The organism is Sphingobium sp. (assembly GCF_032153725.1).
Taxonomy (GTDB): Bacteria; Pseudomonadota; Alphaproteobacteria; order Sphingomonadales; family Sphingomonadaceae; genus Sphingobium.
On the sequence record NZ_JALDYQ010000084.1, the window covers coordinates 1 to 18,878 of the forward strand.

The following is an 18,878-nucleotide window of genomic DNA, read 5'->3' on the forward strand; positions in this document are numbered from 1 at the left end:
ACTTCGGCGTCCGACAGGTCCTGAACGCGGCGGCTGTGGTCGATGCCCAGCTTGTTGGCGAGGTCGACGGCGGTCTTGCGGCCGATGCCGTGAATGTAGGTGAGCGCGATGATAACGCGCTTGTTGGTCGGGATGTTGACACCCGCAATACGTGCCATGGTATTCTGTACTCCTGCTCCACGGGGCAGTTGGCGCCACCCCATCTCAAAGCGCCCAGGCCGAAAGTCCTTGGCAGGACCACGGTCGATTCGATAGACCCCAAGACGCAAAAAAGACGGCCAGTGCCATCGCACTGCCGCTCGTGAGCGAATTGGGAAGGGGTGCCCTTAGCGATTCGGCCCCGGACTGTCAATGACGGGTGGGCGCGAAACCGGTGAAATCCGGCGCTTCCGCAGGCGGTCATTCCGACGGGCCGGGCGCATCATCCCGTCCTTTTCGGGTTGATGCAATCCCTTCCCCTGGGGCATGGAGGCGGGATGCGCTTCAAACTGCCCTCCGCCGCGTTGGCGACCGCTTTCCTTTTGCTGGCCTCCTGCGTCGGCGCGCCCGAGCAGCATGCGCCCGCCCCGGTGTCCGCGCCCCGGCCCGCATCGGCCCCGCCGTCCGCTCCGCCGCCGCCCGCCACGGTCCAATGGCAGGATCGCGGCACCACGTCCGGCGACTGGCGCTATCAGGTCGACGGCGCCGGATCGGTCGCCCTGTTCGGTGTCGATGCGCAAAGCAGCCTGTTCGTCATCCGCTGCGACAGGGGGACGCGCCGCATCAGCTTTCTGCGGCCGGGCCTCGCGGGGACGGCGATGACAGTCCGCACCAGCTATGGCACGGTCAGCTGGCCCGCGAGCGCTGCCGTCGGAACGGCCCCCGCGACGCAGGCGATCCGCGCCGCCAATGATACGGCGCTCGATCAAATCGCTTACAGCAGAGGCCGTTTTGCGGTCGAGGTGCCGGGCCAGCCCACGCTGATCCTGCCCGCTTGGGCGGAGGTCGGCCGCGTCGTCGAGGACTGTCGCGCCTAAGTCTCTGATTTCAGGAATTTTCCGTCGATTTCGAAGCAAATCGCCTGCGAAACGCGGACGTAGAAGTATGATTCGAAAAAAGAATTTTACAAGCCTTGAACATGCGGCCCGTCTGATTCACATATCATTTCATAGACGGCGAAGGACCATTATCCGGGAACGGCTATAGGGGCTTCAACTAGCGAAAGGAGGTGATCCGATGTCTCATGGTTCAGCAATGGGGTCGGTCAAGTCCATTCGGGGAACACGCCGCTGAGCGACGCCTTTAGCGTCGGTTTTGCAGAATTTCGGTGACTGTCGACTGCGATTTCGCAGACGGAGCGCCGCGTCTGGAAAATAGCGCGATCAACGTTTCCCTTGGGCGGCGCTTCCGGCCGCTGACCATGTCAATGACGGGCCGTTGGAGACTTATCCCCTCCAACGGCCCCTCTCATTTTTGCGGGGCTGTCGATCCCTTCGCATTTGCCGCCAGGAGATGCTACCGCTCCACCCCCTTGGCCTTCCCCCACGCCCGCGCCGCCGTATAGCCCAGATAGCCCGTCCCAAAGAGTGCATAGAGCGGCTCGGGCAAGGCGTTGAAATAGGCCTGCATCGCCCGGATGATTCCCGCCGCCACATCCGGCCGCACGCCTCCAATCAGCCCCAGCGGCACTGACCAGAGCAGCAACCCATACATCACGTAGAGAAAGGCCGGTCGCGCCCGCAGCGTCCACCAGTCATTGCTTGGCCGAAGTGCCATGATCCTGCCCTCCCTAACCGATCCGGTTCGCCAGCCAGCCATAGAGAAAGGCCTCATTGGCGGGCCTGCTTTCCGCCAGCGCCAGATAGCGCTCGCCCTGAAGCGCTTCGAGCGCCTTGAGCAGCACTTTCTCCCCCGCGCGCCCGCGAATCTTCAGGAACGCCCCCAGCGCTGCGAGCGTCCTCGCGCCCACCGCTTGATCGACCCTCAGGTCGGGATAGTCCCCCGCATTGCGATTGAGCGCATTCAGCGACCGCTGGAGAAAGCCCCCGGCCATCCCCGGCCCCATATTCACCGCGGTATCGAACAATTCTTCGGCGATCCCCGGCGCCAGTTCCGCGACGAAGGCAAAGCCCGACTTCTCCCAATAGAGCCGCCGATAGATCGCCTCCGCGACGGCGCGGGGCAGGGTCCGCATGTCACCCATAAAGCCATTGGCCCGCGCCACTGCCTGGGTAATGCCGAAATTGGTGGGCCCCCCGCGATCCGCCGGATGATGGCTATAACCACCCTCGCGCGCGATCACTTCGTCGATCAGAGCCGAAATATCCATTTAACCCGCCCTCCTGCTTCAGAAAGGCGGATTATTTATCCCATTTGGTTCGCTGTAGGACAGAAAAAAATGCTACCGCCCACCAAGCAGGAAAACAGAATATGAGAAGAGGGCTTGGGAAGGCGTCTCAAGCGCCTTCAAATTTGGTCGGGACGAGAGGATTCGAACCTCCGACCCCCACACCCCCAGTGTGATGCGCTACCAGGCTGCGCTACGTCCCGACCGGAGCGGCGCAATTAGAAGCAGTTTGGGGAATATGCAAGCGCTTCCATGCAGGCTTTTTGCGCTTTTGTCGGCAAATCCTAATCCGGTTGCCTCACCCGGTCCATCTGTGTTAGCCGCGCGCCCTTGATCTGTGGGCGTTATTTCGGCGCCCGCGACTGGACAGATAATAAGGCGAAAGTCCCGAGCATGTTCATATCAACTGCCTTTGCCCAGACTGCGGGCGGGGAATCGTCCGGCGCCTCTATCCTGGTGCAGATGGCCCCGCTGGTCCTGATTTTCGTCGTCTTCTATTTTCTGCTGATCCGTCCGCAGCAAAAGAAGATGAAGGATCATAAGGCCAAGATCGACGCCGTGAAGAAGGGTGATCAGGTCGTGACCGGCGGTGGTCTGGTCGGCAAGGTGGTTCGCGTCGACGAATATTACGCCGAAGTCGAACTGGCGCCGAACATGAAGGTGAAGGCGGTGAAGTCCACCCTGACCGACGTGATCGACCCCGCCACCGCCAAGCCCGCTAACGACTGAGACGCCCATGCTGAACTTCCCTCGCTGGGCGGTCGCCGCGATCCTGCTGCCGCTTCTGATCGGCATCACCTGCGCCGTGCCGAGCTTCCTGCCGGATTCGGCGGTCGAAAAGCTGCCCGAGTTCATGCAGACCCGCGTGAATCTGGGCCTCGACCTGTCGGGCGGTAGCCATTTGCTGCTCGAAGCCTCGACCCAGGATGTCGCCAAGCAGCGCATCGCCAATATGGAGGAGCAGGTCCGTACGGAACTGCGCCGGGGCGATAGCAAGATCGCGATCGGTGATATTTCCAGTCGCGACGGGAAGCTCAGCTTCATGGTCCGCAACCCGTCGGAGGTCGATGCCGCCGTTGAACGCATCCGGCCGCTGACGCAGGGTGCGGGCCTGACCGGACAGCGCGACTTCAACGTGGAAGTCGTAAACAGCTCCACCATCGTCATCACGCCGACCCAGGCCGGCATCGACAATGCGGTGAAGGGCGCGATGGAAGTCGCCACCGAAGTCATCCGCAAGCGCATCGACGAAATGGGCACGCGTGAGCCGACCATCCAGCAGCAGGGCGACAACCGCATCGTCGTGCAGGTGCCGGGTCTTCAAAATCCCAAGGCGTTGAAGGATTTGCTCGGCCAGACCGCCAAGCTCGAATTCAAGCTGGTCGACGTGAACGCCAACCCGTCCGAAGTCGCGCAGGGCCGCGCGCCTGTGGGCAGCGAAGTGCTTCCCTATCCGACCAACCCAGCCGGCCCTCCGGTGATCGCCGTCTACCGGCAGGTCATGGTGTCGGGCGAGGATCTGACGGACGCGCAGCAGGGCTATAACCAGCAGGGCAATGAGCCAATCGTCAACATCCGCTTCAATGGCGCAGGTGGGCGTAAATTCGGGCAGGTGACGTCGCAGAACGTCAACCGGCCCTTTGCCATCATCCTCGATGGCAAAGTGCTGTCCGCACCGAACATCAACGAGCCGATTCTGGGCGGCAGCGCGCAGATCAGCGGCAGCTTCACGGTCGAAAGCGCCAACCAGCTCGCGATAGCGCTGCGTTCGGGCAAGCTGCCCGTCGCGCTGACCGTTGTGGAAGAGCGCACCGTCGGGCCGCAGCTGGGCGCCGACTCGATCAAGGCAGGCCTTACCGCGTCGATCATCGCGGTGGTGGCGGTCGCGGCGTTCATGTTCCTGAGCTACGGCCGTTTCGGCATGTATGCGAACATCGCCGTCGCCATCAACGTGTTGGTGATCCTGGGCGTGATGGGCATGTTGGGCGCGACTCTGACGCTGCCGGGCATCGCCGGTTTCGTGCTGACCATCGGCACGGCGGTCGACGCCAACGTGCTGATCTATGAGCGCATCCGCGAGGAACGGCGCCGTGGCCGCAATGTGGTCCAGGCGATCGAACATGGCTATAAGGAAGCCAGCCGCACCATTTTCGAAGCGAACGTGACCCACGCCATTGCCGGCGGCATCATGCTCGCTCTGGGGTCAGGACCGGTCAAAGGCTTTGCCATCGTGCTGCTGATCGGCATCGCGACCAGCGTGTTCACCGCCGTCACCTTCACGCGCTGGCTGGTGTCGCTCTGGGTCCGGGCCAAGCGTCCGACCGAGATCCACATCTGACGGGCGGGAGAGAAGAAATGAAACTGCTTAAGCTCGTCCCCGACAACACCAATATCGGCTTCGTCAAGCTGCGCCACTGGGCCTTCGCGCTGACGGCGCTGCTGACGGTGCTGGCCGTCGGCGCGACCTTCTACAAGGGCCTCAATCTCGGCGTCGATTTCGTCGGCGGCCTGATGATCGAGGCGAAGTTCCAACAGCCGCCGCACACCGACAAGGTGCGTAGCGTCATCGACCGCCTCGGCGTGGGCGATGGCTCGCTCCAGCAATTCGGCGATCCCAGGACGGTGCAGATCCGCCTGCCGCTTCCCGAACAGGGCGGTGCCGGCGCCTCCAATGCCATAGTCGAAAAGGCGCGCAAGGCGATGACGGCGGAATTTCCCGGCGTCACCTTCTCCCGCTACGACACGGTGTCGGGCAAGGTTTCGGGCGAACTCATTCAGAATGGCGTGCTGGCGGTGATGCTGGCGGTGATCGGCATCGCGATCTTCTCCTGGTTCCGCTATGAATGGCAGTTCGGCATCTCGACCTTCGTCGCGATCATGCACGACGTGCTGATGACGCTGGGATTCTTTGCGATCACGCAGTTGGAGTTCGACCTCAACATTGTCGCAGCCGTGTTGACGATCGTGGGCTATTCGATCAACGACAAGATGGTGATCGACGATCGTATCCGCGAGAATATGCGGAAATACCGGAAGATGGACATGAAGGCGTTGATCGACCTGTCGGTCAACGAAACGCTGCCGCGCACTGTCATGACCTCCGTCACCGTGCTGCTGGCGCTGGGCGCGCTGCTGCTGCTGGGCGGCCATGTGCTGCGCGGCTTCACCGCGGCCATGATGCTGGGCATCATCGTCGGCACCTATTCTTCGGTCTATGTGTCGTCATCCTTGCTCATCACCCTTGGCCTCTCGCCCGCGACGGCGGAGAAGAAGGCGAGCAAGACCAACATCGCTGCGCAGGCCGAGCGCGTGGGGCCGCGTGACGATGGAGCGCGGCCCTGAACGGCCAGGCATCTGGAGGAGGGCGGTCTGGCATCGAACTGCGCCGCGATGAGGCGGGGCAGGGGCCGATCGTCACCGGCTTTCAGGGACGCGGCTTTCGGGTCAGGGACGATGTCTTTCCCGATGGCCTGCTGCTCTCGCCGGTCAGGGCGCTGGCATGGCGGAATGCGCCCGCCATCACTGCGCTGACCGTCGCGGATCTGGGCGATTTGCTCGATCTGGAAATCCAGCCCGAATTTCTGCTGGTCGGCACCGGCGCGAACCTGTGCCAGCCGCTACGTCCCTTCGTCCGTGCGCTGGAAGCGCGCGGCATTGGCGTCGAGGTAATGGACAGTCGCGCCGCCGCCCGCGCCTGGGGCGTGCTGCGCGCCGAGGAACGCTGGATCGTCGCCGCGCTGCTGCCGCTTATTTAGGGCTTTCCTTCCCCTCCTTGCGCTTTCTCCTTCCTTTGCCTACTCTTGGGGCAAGTTCCGGCGCTTTTCGGCGCTGGCGAAGAAGAAAAGAGATACGGCCATGGTGCAGCAAAGCCGCCCATCGCCGCAGAGTTCCGGCCCAGCCGGCGGAATTTCGGGCAAAGGGGCCCGTTCCGGTCCGGGCAATGGGAGCAAGGCTGCGGCCCTCACTCCCCCGTCGAAATCGCGGGGCCTTTTGCCTCATCCGCCGCGCGGCCGCCGGTCCTATGCGGCCATTGATCTTGGCACGAACAATTGCCGGCTGCTGATCGCCAAACCCTCGGTGGACGGCTTCATCGTCGTGGATGCCTTTTCCCGCATCGTCCGGTTGGGCGAGGGACTGGCGGCATCGGGTCGGATCAGTGACGAGGCGATCGATCGCGCCATCGCTGCCCTGTCGGTATGCGCCGACAAGTTACGCCGTCGCCATGTGACGCTGGCGCGCTCGGTCGCGACCGAGGCCTGTCGCCGCGCGGCCAATGGGGCGGAGTTCATCCAGCGGGTCTATCGTGAAACCGGCATCGCGCTCGACATCATCAGCGCGCAGGAAGAGGCGCGGTTGGCGGTGCTGGGATGCCATGCGTTGCTGGAGCCCGGGGATGGGCCCGCGCTGATCTTCGACATTGGCGGCGGATCGACCGAACTGGTGTTGGTGGATGCCAATCGCGAGGGCGCGCCGCACATCGTCGATTGGGTCAGCGCGCCCTGGGGCGTGGTGTCATTGACGGAAAGCGAGCCTTTCGACCATGCCGATCCGTCGGACCGGCTGGCGGCTTATGGCCGGATGCGGGCGCGGGTGACGGAAGCCTTCGCGCCCCTGGCGCGGCGTCTGCCTGATCCGCAGAGCGACATTCGCCTGCTTGGCACATCCGGGACGGTGACGACGCTTGCCAGCCTGCATCTTGACCTGCCGCGTTATGATCGGCAGGCGATCGACGGACTGATCGTGCCTTCGACTTCGATGCGGGCTATTTCCATGCGGCTTTCCTCCATGCCCTTGTCCGAGCGGCAGAGACTGCCCTGCATCGGGACGGAGCGCGCGGATCTGGTCGTGGCGGGCTGCGCGATCCTCGAATCGATCCTCGACATCTGGCCTGCCCAGCGTCTGGGCGTGGCCGATCGAGGAATTCGGGAGGGCATATTGCGCGGCCTGATGGACCGTGATGGAGTGAAGATGTGAGAGGCACGGGTGCCGGCAAGGTGCGGGTCAAGACGGCGAAGGGGCGCACCGCCCAGTCCACCCGCTGGCTCGAACGGCAGTTGAACGATCCTTATGTCCGCCGCGCCAAGGCGGAAGGGTGGCGCAGCCGCGCCGCCTTCAAGCTGATCGAGCTGGATGAGAAGTTCCATTTCGTGAAGGGGTCGCGCGCCGTGGTCGACCTTGGCGTCGCGCCCGGCGGTTGGGCGCAGGTGGTGCGCAAGCTGTGCCCCAAGGCGAAGGTGGTGGGCATCGACCTGCTGCCGACCGATCCCATTCCGGGCGTCACCCTGTTCCAGATGGACTTCATGGACGACAAGGCGCCGGACCTGCTGGCGCAAGCCCTGGGCGATGCGCCCGACCTGGTGATTTCGGATATGGCGGCGAACACCGTGGGGCATGCGGCGACGGACCATCTGCGCACCATGGGGCTGGTCGAGGCGGCGGCGATGTTCGCGGTCGAGAATCTGCGCAAGGGCGGCACCTTCGTCGCCAAGGTGTTCGCGGGCGGCACCGATGCCGATCTGCTGGCCATCCTCAAAAAGCATTTCACCACGATCAAGCATGCCAAACCCCCGGCCAGCCGCAAGGGCAGCGTCGAATGGTATGTCGTGGCGCAGGGGTTCAAGGGGCGGCCTGACGCGGAAGGCTGAGCCTTCAGTCGCTAAGATATTGAATCCAACCCGTGTTCCTGCGAAGGCAGGAACCCGGTCCCACCCTCGGAACTGGCTCTCGCGAGCCACTCGTCTCGTTCGAGTGCCTGCGCAGGAGCACGGTCCGGGTCCGGCGGGGGCAGGCCGCGAGGCGGGCAGGGGGATGTTCACATTGGTTTCGACGGTATCGACGGTCGCCTATCTCGGGCTGGAAGCGCGCGGCGTGGAGGTGCAGTGCCAGCTGGTTCCGGGCCTGCCCAATTTCATCGTCGTCGGCCTGCCGGACAAGGCGGTGGCGGAGAGCCGCGAGCGGGTGCGCAATGCGATTGCCGCGATCGGCCTGTCGCTGCCGCCCAAGCGGATCACGGTGAACCTGTCGCCGGCCGACCTGCCCAAGGAAGGGTCGCATTTCGATCTGCCGATCGCGCTGGCGCTGCTGGGCGCGATGGGCGTGATCGATGCCGAGACGCTGGCGGGTTATGTCGTTGTCGGCGAGCTGGGGCTGGATGGCCGGATCGCGCCGACGCCGGGGGTGCTGCTGGCGGCGCTGCACGCGGGGGAGCGGGAATTGGGGCTCGTCTGTCCGGTGGCGCAGGGGACGGAGGCGGCATGGGCCGGGCAGGTCGAGGTCATCGCCGCGCCGGACCTGCTCACGATACTCAACCATTTCAAGGGAACCGCCGCCCTGTCCCCGCCGCAGCCGGGCGAGGTGGAGCCGCCGGTGCGGACCGCCGACCTCAAACAGGTCAAGGGACAGGAAACGGCGAAGCGGGCGCTGGAGATCGCGGCGGCGGGTGGTCATAACCTGCTCATGGTCGGACCGCCGGGCGCGGGCAAATCACTGATGGCCAACTGCCTGCCGGGGATTTTGCCGGAACTGACGCCGGGGGAAGCGCTGGAAACCTCCATGGTGGCCAGTGTCGCCGGCACGCTGGAGGGGGGAAGGATCAGCCGGGCGCGGCCCTTCCGCAATCCGCATCACAGCGCGTCGATGGCGGCGCTGGTCGGCGGTGGGCAGAAGGCGCGGCCCGGCGAGGTCAGCATGGCGCATCTGGGCGTGCTGTTCCTTGATGAATTGCCGGAATTCCAGCGGGCCGTGCTCGATTCTCTGCGCCAGCCGCTGGAGACGGGAGAAGTCACCGTCGCGCGGGCCAATGCGCATGTGACCTTTCCGGCGCGGGTGCAGCTGGTGGCGGCGATGAATCCGTGCCGGTGCGGGCATTTGGGGGATGCGGCGCTGGCTTGCTCGCGCGCGCCGCGCTGCGCGGCGGATTATCAGGCCAAGGTGTCGGGGCCTTTGCTCGACCGCATCGATCTGCATGTGGAGGTGCAGGCGGTGACCGCGGCGGATTTGGTGTTGCCGCCGCCCGCCGAAGGATCGGTCGAGGTGGCCGCGCGGGTCGCGGCGGCGCGGGCGGTGCAGACGGAGCGCTATGCCGGGACGGCGGTGCGCACCAATGCCGAAGTGGATGGCGAGCGGCTGGAGGATGTCGCCGGGCCGGATCAGGCGGGGCGTGAGCTGCTGGCGCAGGCGGCGGCGGCGATGAAGCTGTCGGCGCGGGGCTATACGCGGGTGCTGCGCGTGGCGCGGACCATAGCGGACCTGGCCGGGGCCGAACGGGTCGGGCGCGTGCATGTGGCCGAGGCGCTGAGTTATCGCAGGCGCGCGCCGGTGAATTGAAGTTGATTTTTTTTGGGGGGGCGGACTGTTCGCTTACCCTGCTTTCCTTGAAGCGTACCGTGTTCCTGCGCAGGCAGGAACCCAGTCCCGCCATAGCCTCGCCATCGCAGCGTCTGAACTGGGCTCCTGCCTGCGCAGGAACACGCACCGCTTAACGGCTGCCTTCGCCCAACACCCCCACAATTTTTGCTGTCCTACAGCATCGTCCCGCAGCTAAGCCCGCTCCGCTCTTTGAACCGTCAAAAATCGCGATAGGAAATTGCGCAGGAACCGGCGCTTTCCCGTGCTTTAATCGTGTCACCTGTGTCACCCAAATCCGGTAAGGACGCGCGAAACCCTCAACCCGCGCTGTCATTGGCGATCAGCTTGAGTTCGCCCACTGCCACCGGCCCATTTTCCCTGTGGGTGAAGCGCCCTTCGATGCGGCTGCCCGGCGCGATCGAGATGCGGTCATAGACCACGTCGCCGGTGATCCGCGCGCTGCTTTCGACCACCAGCTCCTCGGCCGTGATCGATCCGTCGACCAGCCCGGCGAGGCGCGCGCTTTGCGCCACGACATGGCCGGCGATGCGGCTGCCGGGACCCTGCACCAGCGCGGCGCAGCTGATGTCGCCCTCCACCGTGCCGTCGACATGCAGGTCGACGCTCGCCGTCAGGTTGCCGCTGATCGCCACGTCGCTGCCGATCAGGGAGAAGGGGGTGTGCTTAGCCCCGGTTGCCGACATCGGCGAGGCGCGCCGTGGCGACTTGCTGGATCTGGAGAACATCTTTGCGGGCCTCGAGAAAGCGACGGGGATTGATGGGATTGCCGTTCACGCGCACTTCGAAATGGAGGTGCGGGCCCGTGGAACGGCCGGTCGAGCCCATGCGGGCGATCCTGTCGCCGCGCGTCACCTGCTGGCCGACATGGGCGTTGAAGGCGGAGAGGTGGGCATAGCGGGTCATCAGGCCATTGCCATGCGTCACCTCGACCACATTGCCGTAGCCGCTGCGCTGGCCGACGAAGCTGACCTTGCCCGATGCGGCGGCAAGGATCGGCTGGCCGATGCTGCCGGGGAAATCGAGGCCGGCGTGGAAGGCGGCATGGCCGTTGAAGGGGTCGCTGCGATAGCCATAGCTGCTGCTCAGCATCGGGGTCGCCGTGGGCTTGCCCGAGGGGATGGCGAGCAGGCTGGCTTCGAGAAATTCCATGCGGGACAGCGCTTTGGCGAGCTTTTCGAACTCGCCCGGCAGCGCGTCCTGCCCTTCCCAGGGGACGAAGGGGCCGCCCATTGCCCGGTTTTGGGCGCGGCCGGCCCATCTACCTTTTGGGCGGGCGAGGCTGTCAGGGTTGAGGCCGAAGCTGCGGATCGCCGCGGCGGCCTTGTCGGCGCGTTGCTGGACCGCGCCGGTCAGCAGCGCGGCGAAGCGGCGCTGGCGCGCATCGATCTGGAGCAGCGGGGCGGCTTCGGGGGCGGTGCTGATCCTGGCGTTCAGCTTGTGCGCGCCGTTCCGGGTTTCCGCGTCAGGCTTGCCGACGACATCCTGCTGGGGAGCGGGGCCTTCCTTGCCGAAATGGGTGCGGTAGAGGTCGTCCATGAAGTCCTGCCGCTGTTCCAGCTCATGGGCGAGCTGGTCGACGGACTGGCGATAGCCTTCGACCTTGCTGGCGGTGCTGGCGACGGCTTTGCCCTGGACGGCAAGGGCGGCGCGCTCCCGCGCCATCGCCGCGCTGCCGGCCGCCATGGACAGGGTGAGCCCCGCCCAGCCGATCAGGGCGCTGGCCAACAGGCCCCCCGTGACGATCTGCGCCCGGCGCGAAATGCGGATGAATTTCACCTGGCCGCCAGAGCGCAGGAAAATCTCCCGCTCCGGGCACAGCTTCGAACACTGGGCAGTCATCCTGGCCCAGAGGGCGGCTGCCCCCGTCTTGCTCTGTTGCGACAATTGCGACCCCGCGTGCGTTTTTTAGTGAACGGGGCGCTAACAAAAGGAATCGAGTCGCGCGAATCCGGGGAGGCGGACTCGTGACGAATCGAAAGCTGAACGGGACGAAACGTGGAACCGGGATTTCGGTTCCCGCGCGTCCGTGAAATTTCTATGCGGGGCGGAGGGCGTTGCGGGAAAGACTTTGTTCCAGCATTTCCGCGACCTGCGAAGCCGGCGCGGCGGCGCCGAAATGAAAACCCTGCCCATAGTGGCAGCCGCCCGCGCGCAGATAATCCAGTTGCCGCAGATTCTCCACGCCCTCGGCGACGGTGCGGATGCCCAGGCTGTAGGCGAGATTGAGCACGGCGCGCACGATCGCCGCATCGTCGGGATCGGTTTCAAGATCGCGGACGAAGCGACGGTCGATCTTGATGATGTCGATCGGGAACTGCTTGAGATGGGAGAGCGAGGCATAGCCGGTCCCGAAATCGTCGAGCGCGATCGAAAGGCCGGCCGCGCTCAGCCGATGGAGACTGCGTTCCACCACTTCGGCATTGCGGCCCAGGAAAACGGATTCGGTGATTTCCAGCTCGATCTGCCGGGGCGGGACGCCGTGGGCCGCAAGCTGCGCCAGCAGGCGGCCGGGAAAGCTGTTGTCATGCAGTTCCACGCCGGGCACGTTGATCGCGACATGGCCGATGTCGATGTCCTGATCCTGCCAGGCGCGGCAGTCGGCCAGCACCTGCGCCAGCATGCGTTCGGTGATCACGCGGCCCAGCTCCGAATGTTCGAAGGCGGCGGTGATCTCGCCCGGCATGATGATCGATCCATCGGGACGGACGCAGCGCAGCAACGCTTCGAAGCCGATGATCCGGCCGGTCGCAAGGTCGACCTTGGGCTGATACCAGGGAGCGGGCGGGGCGTTGATCAGCGCGTCGCGGGCGCGCTCCAGCATCTGCGCCTCGCGCTGCCAGCGTTCGAGCAGGCCGGGTTCGAAGATCCAGGCCCGGCCACGGCCGCCATTTTTCGCCTCGTACAGTGCGATGTCGGCATATTTCATCAGCTCGGCAATGTCGCCCGCATGTTCGGGAAAGAGCGCGACACCCATGCTGACGCGGCAGTCAATGTCCCGCCTGCCATGCGCCAGCGGCCGGTGCAGCCGGCCGGTCATGCGCGCCAATATCGCTTCCAGGTCGGACGCGTTGCGCAGGCGGGTGAGCAGCACGGCAAATTCGTCGCCCCCCATGCGCGCGACCAGATCGCCGGGGCGGACCGCTTCGCGCAGCCGTTCGGCCACGGCGCAGAGCAGGGCGTCGCCCGCATCATGCCCGGCACTGTCGTTGATCCGCTTGAATTCATCGACGTCGATCAGCACCACGGCCATCTGCCCGCCGGCGCGGCTGGTGGCGCCGGCCGCCTGCGCCAGCGTCGCCAGGAAGTGGGAGCGATTGGCAAGGCCCGTCAGCGCATCGGTCATGGCCAGATGGGCGAGGTGGCGTTCCGCTTCCTTGCGGGCGGTGATGTCGACGATGCTGGACAGGACGCAATCCTCGTCCCGGATCGACATCGGACGGCAGGACAGCAGCACGTCATGGACAATGCCGTCCCGGGCGAGGATGCGGCATTCGAAATTGTCGACTTCCTTTCCCCCGGCGATGCGGTCGCGCAGGCTGTCCTCCCTCGCGGCGTCTTCGTCCAGCAAGCGCACGTCCGAAATATCGACGCCAAAGGCGCGGGCGGCGGAATCATTGAAGCGCATGACCGTGCCGTCGGGGCGGGTGACGAGCAGGGGGATGGGCACGCTCTTGAACACGCGCTCCAGCGTCTCGCTGTTGGCGGCGAGCGCGGCGCGGGCGGCCTCAGCCATCTTGCGCGCGGTCCATTCCTTGCGTTGCAGCCGGTTGGTGCGCGCGATCGCGCTCCACATGCCGCAATGCAGGATGAGCAGGGCCATGACCATGCCGGGCGTGGTCGGTGACAGGGGGGCGGGCGCCATATAGCCGGTCAGTAACGCTACCGCGCAGCCCAGGCCGCCACCGACATTGCCGCGGAAACTGGTGGGAACGACGAGGTAGAAAATTAGCGGCAGCATCACCAGCACGAAGATCGCGATGTCGCTGCGCGAGGAAACGAGGAAGGCGACGCCGATGGCGGTGACGCATTGCCAGGCAAAGCAGATGCGCTCAACCGCGCGGAAGTCCGTCATGTGGCGGCAGAGGGACAGGCTGATCAGCGACCAGAGTACGACGGTGATCCGGGCGGGGACGGCGATCCAGAAATGCGGCGTTCCGGCGAAGCGCCAGTCGCTGAACAGGAACAGCGCGTTCAGCACCGCCGCAAGCAGGAACAGGACCCGGGCATGGCGTTGCGACTCGGGCAGGCGATCCGCCTGAAAGGCAGCCTCCATGTCGGGGCTGTCGAATTCGCCGGTAATCGTCGAAAGCTGGGTCACATTCTTTCCACGCGCGCGTCCCTTCTGGCGGCAAGGGGCAGCATAGATTGGCTGTTCTTATCAATTTCCTAATGGAATCTTCACCACAGGGGATCGCAGTGGAAACCAGCGCGGCGGGCGCGGTCCTTGACCCCCGGGATGCACGTCGCTATAGGCGCGCCTGCCCAAAGGTCCGGGGTGGATGGATTCATCTGTCCAAAATCCGGCTCTGGGGGCATCAGAGCTGAACATTGCCGGTGCTCTTGCGGCTCCGGGCGGGTTTCCGCCGGGGCCTTTGCCGTTTGGAAGCGATTCGTCTTCCACGCTGCAAGGAACGCGGGAATGCAGGTAAAGTAACTGAAAAAGGTGAAGGGCTTCATGCCAACAATCAACCAGCTGGTCCGCAAGGGCCGCGAACTGCAGAAGACCAAGTCGAAGGTCCCTGCCATGGAAGCGAACCCGCAGAAGCGCGGCGTTTGCACCCGTGTTTACACGACGACCCCGAAGAAGCCGAACTCGGCTCTCCGCAAGGTGGCGAAGGTGCGTTTGGTCAACCAGCGCGAAGTCATCACCTATATTCCGGGTGAAGGCCACAACCTTCAGGAGCACAGCGTCGTGCTGATCCGTGGCGGCCGCGTGCGCGACCTTCCCGGTGTGCGCTATCACGTGCTGCGCGGCGTTCTGGATACCCAGGGCGTCAAGGATCGTAAGCAGAGCCGTTCGAAGTACGGCGCGAAGCGTCCGAAGTAAGGGAGACTAGAATATGTCACGTCGTCGTCGCCCCGAAAAGCGCGTCATCCTGCCCGATCCCAAATTCGGTGATATCGTGCTGTCGAAGTTCATGAACAGCATCATGCAGGACGGCAAGAAAGCCGTCGCCGAGTCCATCGTTTACGGTGCGCTCGAAACTGTCGAGACGAAGTCCAAGAAGGACCCGATCGGCATGTTCCATGACGCGCTGAACAATGTGAAGCCCGGCATCGAAGTCCGCAGCCGCCGCGTCGGTGGTGCGACCTACCAGGTCCCCGTCGAAGTGCGCCCCGAGCGCGCCCAGGCGCTGGCGATCCGCTGGCTGATCACGGCTTCGCGCAACCGCAGCGAAACCACCATGGCCGCCCGTCTGTCGGGTGAGCTGCTGGATGCCGCGAACAACCGTGGTAACGCGGTCAAGAAGCGCGAAGACACGCACCGCATGGCGGAAGCGAACCGCGCTTTCTCGCACTACCGCTGGTAAGCATGATGGGACGGGCGCCGTGCGGTGCCCGCTTCCTTTTGGAAATGCTCCGGAAAATCCATCCGTTCGCCGGGGGTCTACCCATGGCGGACGGATTGGTTTAGGGGCCAGCCGCAAGACTCATTCACTCACCGCCGGCGCGCCGGCAACGGAGAAGCATCATGGCCCGCAGCCATCCGCTCGAACGCTATCGCAATTTCGGTATCATGGCGCATATCGACGCCGGCAAGACCACCACGACCGAGCGCATCCTTTATTATACCGGCAAGTCCTACAAGATCGGCGAAGTCCATGACGGCGCCGCCACCATGGACTGGATGGAGCAGGAGCAGGAGCGTGGCATCACCATCACCTCGGCTGCGACGACCTGCATCTGGAACGACCACCGCCTGAACATCATCGACACCCCCGGCCACGTCGACTTCACCATCGAAGTCGAGCGTTCGCTGCGCGTGCTGGACGGCGCGGTCGCCGCGTTCGACGGCGTTGCCGGCGTTGAGCCGCAGTCGGAAACCGTGTGGCGCCAGGCGGACAAGTACAAGGTGCCGCGGATGTGCTTCATCAACAAGCTCGACCGCACCGGCGCCGATTTCTATTATTGCGTGCAGACGATCATCGACCGTCTGGGCGCCACCCCGGCCGTCCTGTACCTGCCCATCGGCGCTGAGTCGGACTTCAGGGGTCTGGTCGACCTGGTCGAGAACCGCGCGATCATCTGGAAGGATGAAAGCCTGGGCGCCGAATTCTATTATGAGGAAATCCCGGCCGACCTCGCCGACAAGGCTGCCGAATATCGCGAAAAGCTGATCGAGCTCGCCGTCGAGCAGGACGACGCCGCGATGGAAGCCTATCTGGAAGGCAATCTGCCCGACACCGCCACGCTCAAGAAGCTGATCCGCAAGGGTACGCTGGGCCAGGCGTTCGTTCCGGTGCTGTGCGGCTCCGCGTTCAAGAACAAGGGTGTTCAGCCCCTGCTCGACGCCGTCGTGGATTATCTGCCTTCGCCGCTGGACATTCCTGACGTGCAGGGCATCAACCCCGACAGCGAAGAGCCCGACAGCCGCGCGACCGCGGACGACGCCCCCTTCTCGGGTCTGGCGTTCAAGATCATGAACGATCCGTTCGTCGGCTCGCTGACCTTCCTGCGCGTTTATTCGGGCACTCTGACCAAGGGCACCTATCTGAACTCGGTCAAGGACAAGAAGGAAAAGATCGGCCGTATGCTCCTCATGCACGCGAACTCGCGTGAGGACATCGATGCCGCCTATGCGGGCGACATCGTCGCGCTGGCCGGCATGAAGGAAACCACCACCGGCGATACGCTGTGCGCCGAGCGCCAGCCGATCATTCTGGAGCGGATGGAATTCCCCGAGCCGGTGATCGAACTGTCGGTGGAGCCGAAGACCAAGGCCGACCAGGAGAAGATGGGCGTTGCGCTCAACCGCCTGGCTGCCGAGGACCCGTCCTTCCGCGTCACGACCGATCACGAATCGGGCCAGACCATCATCAAGGGCATGGGCGAACTTCACCTCGAAATCCTGGTCGACCGCATGAAGCGCGAGTTCAAGGTCGAGGCGAATGTCGGCGCGCCGCAGGTGGCCTATCGCGAATATCTCAAGAAGCCGGTCGACATCGACTACACCCACAAGAAGCAGTCGGGCGGCACCGGCCAGTTCGGCCGCATCAAGGTGAAGCTGACGCCGGGCGAGCGTGGCGCGGGCATCGTCTTCAAGGATGAGATCAAGGGCGGCAATATTCCCAAGGAATATATCCCGGCGATCGAAAAGGGCATGCGCGAAACGGCGGCCACCGGCTCGCTCATCGGCTTCCCGATCATCGACTTCGAAATCCTGCTCTATGACGGCGCGTACCACGACGTCGACTCGTCGGCTTTGGCGTTCGAAATCACCGGTCGCGCCGCCATGCGCGAAGCGGCGCAGAAGTCGGGCATCACCCTGCTCGAGCCGGTCATGAAGGTCGAAGTCGTCACTCCGGAAGAATATCTGGGCGACGTCATCGGCGACATGAACAGCCGCCGCGGCCAGATTCAGGGCACCGACACCCGCGGCAACGCGCAGGTGGTCGAGGCGATGGTGCCGCTGGCCAACATGTTCGGCTATGTGAACTCGCTGCGTTCCTTCACTCAGGGCCGCGCGAACTATTCGATGATCTTCTCGCATTATGACGAAGTGCCGCAGAATGTGGCGGACGAAGTCAAGGCGAAGATGGCCTGACAATTTTCTCTGGCCGGGCGGTGCAAACCGCTCGGTTAGGGCTGGCATATTGTGAATTTGCTGCTATGGACGCGCCTTCGCGAGGCGCGGCCGAGCGGTCAGACCAAAGCTGATTTGATTAGAAGGTAGGATAAAATGGCTAAGGCTAAGTTTGAGCGGAACAAGCCGCACTGCAACATCGGCACCATCGGTCACGTCGACCATGGCAAGACCTCGCTGACCGCGGCGATCACCAAGGTGCTCGCCGAAACCGGCGGCGCGACCTTCGTCGACTATGCCAACATCGACAAGGCGCCCGAAGAGCGCGAGCGTGGCATCACCATCTCGACCGCTCACGTCGAGTATGAGACTGAAGCCCGTCACTACGCGCACGTCGACTGCCCGGGTCACGCTGACTACGTCAAGAACATGATCACCGGTGCGGCCCAGATGGACGGCGCGATCCTCGTCGTTTCGGCCACCGACGGCCCGATGCCGCAGACCCGCGAGCACATCCTGCTTGCCCGCCAGGTCGGCGTGCCGCAGCTCGTCGTGTTCATGAACAAGGTTGACCTCGTCGACGACGCCGAAATCCTCGAGCTGGTCGAGCTGGAAATCCGTGAACTGCTGTCGTCCTACGACTTCGACGGCGACAACATCCCCGTCATCCCCGGCTCGGCCGTGAAGGCGCTGGACGGTTCGAACGACGAAATCGGCAAGAACGCCGTTCTGAAGCTGATGGAAGCGGTCGACAACTTCATCCCGCAGCCCGAGCGTCCGATCGACAAGCCTTTCCTGATGCCGATCGAAGACGTCTTCTCGATCTCGGGTCGTGGTACGGTCGTGACCGGCCGCGTCGAAACCGGCATCGTCAAGGTTGGTGAAGAAGTCGAGATCGTCGGCATCAAGGACACCCGCAAGACCACCGTCACCGGCGTCGAAATGTTCCGCAAGCTGCTCGACGAAGGTCGCGCGGGCGACAACATCGGCGCGCTGATCCGTGGCGTGGGCCGTGAAGAAGTCGAGCGCGGTCAGGTTCTGGCCAAGCCCGGCACCATCACCCCGCACACCGAGTTCGACGCGGAAGTTTATGTTCTGTCGAAGGAAGAAGGCGGCCGTCACACCCCGTTCTTCGCGAACTATCGTCCGCAGTTCTACTTCCGCACCACCGACGTGACCGGCGAAGTGATCCTCCCCGAGGGCACCGAGATGGTCATGCCCGGCGACAATGTGAAGCTGAACATCAAGCTGATCGCTCCGATCGCCATGGACCAGGGTCTGCGCTTCGCTATCCGTGAAGGCGGTCGTACCGTCGGCGCAGGGGTTGTCGGCACGATCTCGAAGTAATATAGGGCCTCAGCGGCGCGAATCGCCTGATTAGCGCCCCTGAGGTTTTTTGCCGCCCCGGATCGCCTTTCTCCGGCTCGAATGAGCTAGAAG

18 protein-coding genes and 1 tRNA gene are annotated in these 18,878 nt (G+C 64.2%); 12 read left to right on the top strand and 7 right to left on the bottom strand.

Features of this window, described 5'->3' with window-relative positions:
- Positions 1-158 (bottom strand): 30S ribosomal protein S13 (gene rpsM, locus RUH75_RS20285; protein WP_313809016.1); only part of this gene is annotated, 158 nt, incomplete at its 3' end.
- Between the two features lie 318 nt (positions 159-476).
- On the opposite strand from rpsM, the gene RUH75_RS20290 reads away from it, so the two are divergent.
- Entirely contained in the window at positions 477-1,016 is a 540-nt protein-coding gene (locus tag RUH75_RS20290; RefSeq protein WP_313809003.1) for a hypothetical protein, read from the top strand.
- Between the two features lie 478 nt (positions 1,017-1,494).
- Here the strand turns inward: RUH75_RS20290 and RUH75_RS20295 are convergent, their stop codons facing one another.
- The 3 genes from RUH75_RS20295 to RUH75_RS20305 form a co-directional block, all read right to left on the bottom strand.
- Complete coding sequence (locus tag RUH75_RS20295) at positions 1,495-1,755, bottom strand: 3TM-type holin (RefSeq protein WP_313809004.1); 261 nt, start codon at positions 1,753-1,755, stop codon at positions 1,495-1,497.
- 13 nt (positions 1,756-1,768) lie between these two features.
- Entirely contained in the window at positions 1,769-2,308 is a 540-nt protein-coding gene (locus RUH75_RS20300; protein ID WP_313809005.1) for a glycoside hydrolase family 108 protein, read from the bottom strand.
- A 144-nt stretch (positions 2,309-2,452) separates the two neighbouring features.
- Positions 2,453-2,529 (bottom strand) — tRNA-Pro (locus tag RUH75_RS20305).
- Positions 2,530-2,719: 190 nt separating this feature from the next.
- Between RUH75_RS20305 and yajC the strand changes: the two genes are divergently transcribed.
- From yajC to RUH75_RS20340, 7 genes are all read left to right on the top strand, one after another.
- Complete coding sequence (yajC, locus tag RUH75_RS20310; RefSeq protein ID WP_313809006.1) at positions 2,720-3,055, top strand: preprotein translocase subunit YajC; 336 nt, start codon at positions 2,720-2,722, stop codon at positions 3,053-3,055.
- 7 nt (positions 3,056-3,062) lie between these two features.
- Complete coding sequence (gene secD, locus RUH75_RS20315; protein ID WP_313809007.1) at positions 3,063-4,664, top strand: protein translocase subunit SecD; 1,602 nt, start codon at positions 3,063-3,065, stop codon at positions 4,662-4,664.
- Positions 4,665-4,681: 17 nt separating this feature from the next.
- On the top strand, positions 4,682-5,668 hold the full coding sequence (secF, locus tag RUH75_RS20320) for a protein translocase subunit SecF (RefSeq protein WP_313809008.1): 987 nt from the start codon (positions 4,682-4,684) through the stop codon (positions 5,666-5,668).
- A 68-nt stretch (positions 5,669-5,736) separates the two neighbouring features.
- Positions 5,737-6,081: an MTH938/NDUFAF3 family protein gene (locus RUH75_RS20325; protein WP_313809017.1), complete on the top strand. Its 345-nt coding sequence runs from the start codon at positions 5,737-5,739 to the stop codon at positions 6,079-6,081.
- A gap of 100 nt (positions 6,082-6,181) precedes the next feature.
- Positions 6,182-7,300 (top strand): Ppx/GppA phosphatase family protein, encoded by a 1,119-nt coding sequence (locus RUH75_RS20330; RefSeq protein ID WP_313809009.1) that lies wholly within the window; start codon positions 6,182-6,184, stop codon positions 7,298-7,300.
- Positions 7,297-7,971 (top strand): RlmE family RNA methyltransferase, encoded by a 675-nt coding sequence (locus RUH75_RS20335; protein ID WP_313809010.1) that lies wholly within the window; start codon positions 7,297-7,299, stop codon positions 7,969-7,971. Before RUH75_RS20330 ends, RUH75_RS20335 begins: the two co-directional genes overlap by 4 nt.
- Positions 7,972-8,143: 172 nt before the next feature.
- Entirely contained in the window at positions 8,144-9,652 is a 1,509-nt protein-coding gene (locus RUH75_RS20340) for a YifB family Mg chelatase-like AAA ATPase (protein ID WP_313809018.1), read from the top strand.
- 338 nt (positions 9,653-9,990) lie between these two features.
- Here the strand turns inward: RUH75_RS20340 and RUH75_RS20345 are convergent, their stop codons facing one another.
- The 3 genes from RUH75_RS20345 to RUH75_RS20355 all read right to left on the bottom strand — a co-directional run bounded on the left by RUH75_RS20345 (position 9,991) and on the right by RUH75_RS20355 (position 14,012).
- Positions 9,991-10,377, bottom strand: coding sequence for a polymer-forming cytoskeletal protein (locus tag RUH75_RS20345; protein WP_313809011.1), 387 nt, complete (start codon positions 10,375-10,377; stop codon positions 9,991-9,993).
- The gene (locus RUH75_RS20350) at positions 10,358-11,533 is read right to left on the bottom strand and encodes a M23 family metallopeptidase (protein ID WP_313809012.1); all 1,176 of its coding nucleotides are present in this window, start codon (positions 11,531-11,533) and stop codon (positions 10,358-10,360) included. The genes RUH75_RS20345 and RUH75_RS20350 overlap by 20 nt, the downstream gene beginning before the upstream one ends.
- Before the next feature lie 196 nt (positions 11,534-11,729).
- Positions 11,730-14,012: a putative bifunctional diguanylate cyclase/phosphodiesterase gene (locus RUH75_RS20355; RefSeq protein ID WP_313809013.1), complete on the bottom strand. Its 2,283-nt coding sequence runs from the start codon at positions 14,010-14,012 to the stop codon at positions 11,730-11,732.
- Positions 14,013-14,369: 357 nt separating this feature from the next.
- On the opposite strand from RUH75_RS20355, the gene rpsL reads away from it, so the two are divergent.
- The 4 genes from rpsL to tuf all read left to right on the top strand — a co-directional run bounded on the left by rpsL (position 14,370) and on the right by tuf (position 18,785).
- The gene (gene rpsL, locus RUH75_RS20360; protein WP_007686591.1) at positions 14,370-14,741 is read left to right on the top strand and encodes a 30S ribosomal protein S12; all 372 of its coding nucleotides are present in this window, start codon (positions 14,370-14,372) and stop codon (positions 14,739-14,741) included.
- Positions 14,742-14,754: 13 nt separating this feature from the next.
- Positions 14,755-15,225, top strand: coding sequence for a 30S ribosomal protein S7 (rpsG, locus tag RUH75_RS20365; RefSeq protein WP_066560556.1), 471 nt, complete (start codon positions 14,755-14,757; stop codon positions 15,223-15,225).
- Positions 15,226-15,386: 161 nt separating this feature from the next.
- Positions 15,387-17,459, top strand: coding sequence for an elongation factor G (gene fusA / locus RUH75_RS20370; RefSeq protein ID WP_313809014.1), 2,073 nt, complete (start codon positions 15,387-15,389; stop codon positions 17,457-17,459).
- Between the two features lie 135 nt (positions 17,460-17,594).
- A complete protein-coding gene (tuf, locus tag RUH75_RS20375; protein ID WP_313809015.1) occupies positions 17,595-18,785 on the top strand; it encodes an elongation factor Tu in 1,191 nt (396 codons plus the stop codon).
- Positions 18,786-18,878 lie beyond the last annotated feature (93 nt).

Bases quoted from the DNA above. Each gene is read 5' to 3' on its own strand.
- RUH75_RS20330 (WP_313809009.1), top strand. From the start codon at position 6,182: ATGGTGCAGCAAAGCCGCCCATCGCCGCAGAGTTCCGGCCCAGCCGGC.
- secD (WP_313809007.1), top strand. From the start codon at position 3,063: ATGCTGAACTTCCCTCGCTGGGCGGTCGCCGCGATCCTGCTGCCGCTT.
- yajC (WP_313809006.1), top strand. From the start codon at position 2,720: ATGTTCATATCAACTGCCTTTGCCCAGACTGCGGGCGGGGAATCGTCC.
- rpsG (WP_066560556.1), top strand. From the start codon at position 14,755: ATGTCACGTCGTCGTCGCCCCGAAAAGCGCGTCATCCTGCCCGATCCC.
- secF (WP_313809008.1), top strand. From the start codon at position 4,682: ATGAAACTGCTTAAGCTCGTCCCCGACAACACCAATATCGGCTTCGTC.
- tuf (WP_313809015.1), top strand. From the start codon at position 17,595: ATGGCTAAGGCTAAGTTTGAGCGGAACAAGCCGCACTGCAACATCGGC.
- RUH75_RS20290 (WP_313809003.1), top strand. From the start codon at position 477: ATGCGCTTCAAACTGCCCTCCGCCGCGTTGGCGACCGCTTTCCTTTTG.
- fusA (WP_313809014.1), top strand. From the start codon at position 15,387: ATGGCCCGCAGCCATCCGCTCGAACGCTATCGCAATTTCGGTATCATG.
- RUH75_RS20300 (WP_313809005.1), bottom strand. From the start codon at position 2,308: ATGGATATTTCGGCTCTGATCGACGAAGTGATCGCGCGCGAGGGTGGT.
- RUH75_RS20295 (WP_313809004.1), bottom strand. From the start codon at position 1,755: ATGGCACTTCGGCCAAGCAATGACTGGTGGACGCTGCGGGCGCGACCG.
- RUH75_RS20345 (WP_313809011.1), bottom strand. From the start codon at position 10,377: ATGTCGGCAACCGGGGCTAAGCACACCCCCTTCTCCCTGATCGGCAGC.
- rpsL (WP_007686591.1), top strand. From the start codon at position 14,370: ATGCCAACAATCAACCAGCTGGTCCGCAAGGGCCGCGAACTGCAGAAG.
- RUH75_RS20350 (WP_313809012.1), bottom strand. From the start codon at position 11,533: ATGACTGCCCAGTGTTCGAAGCTGTGCCCGGAGCGGGAGATTTTCCTG.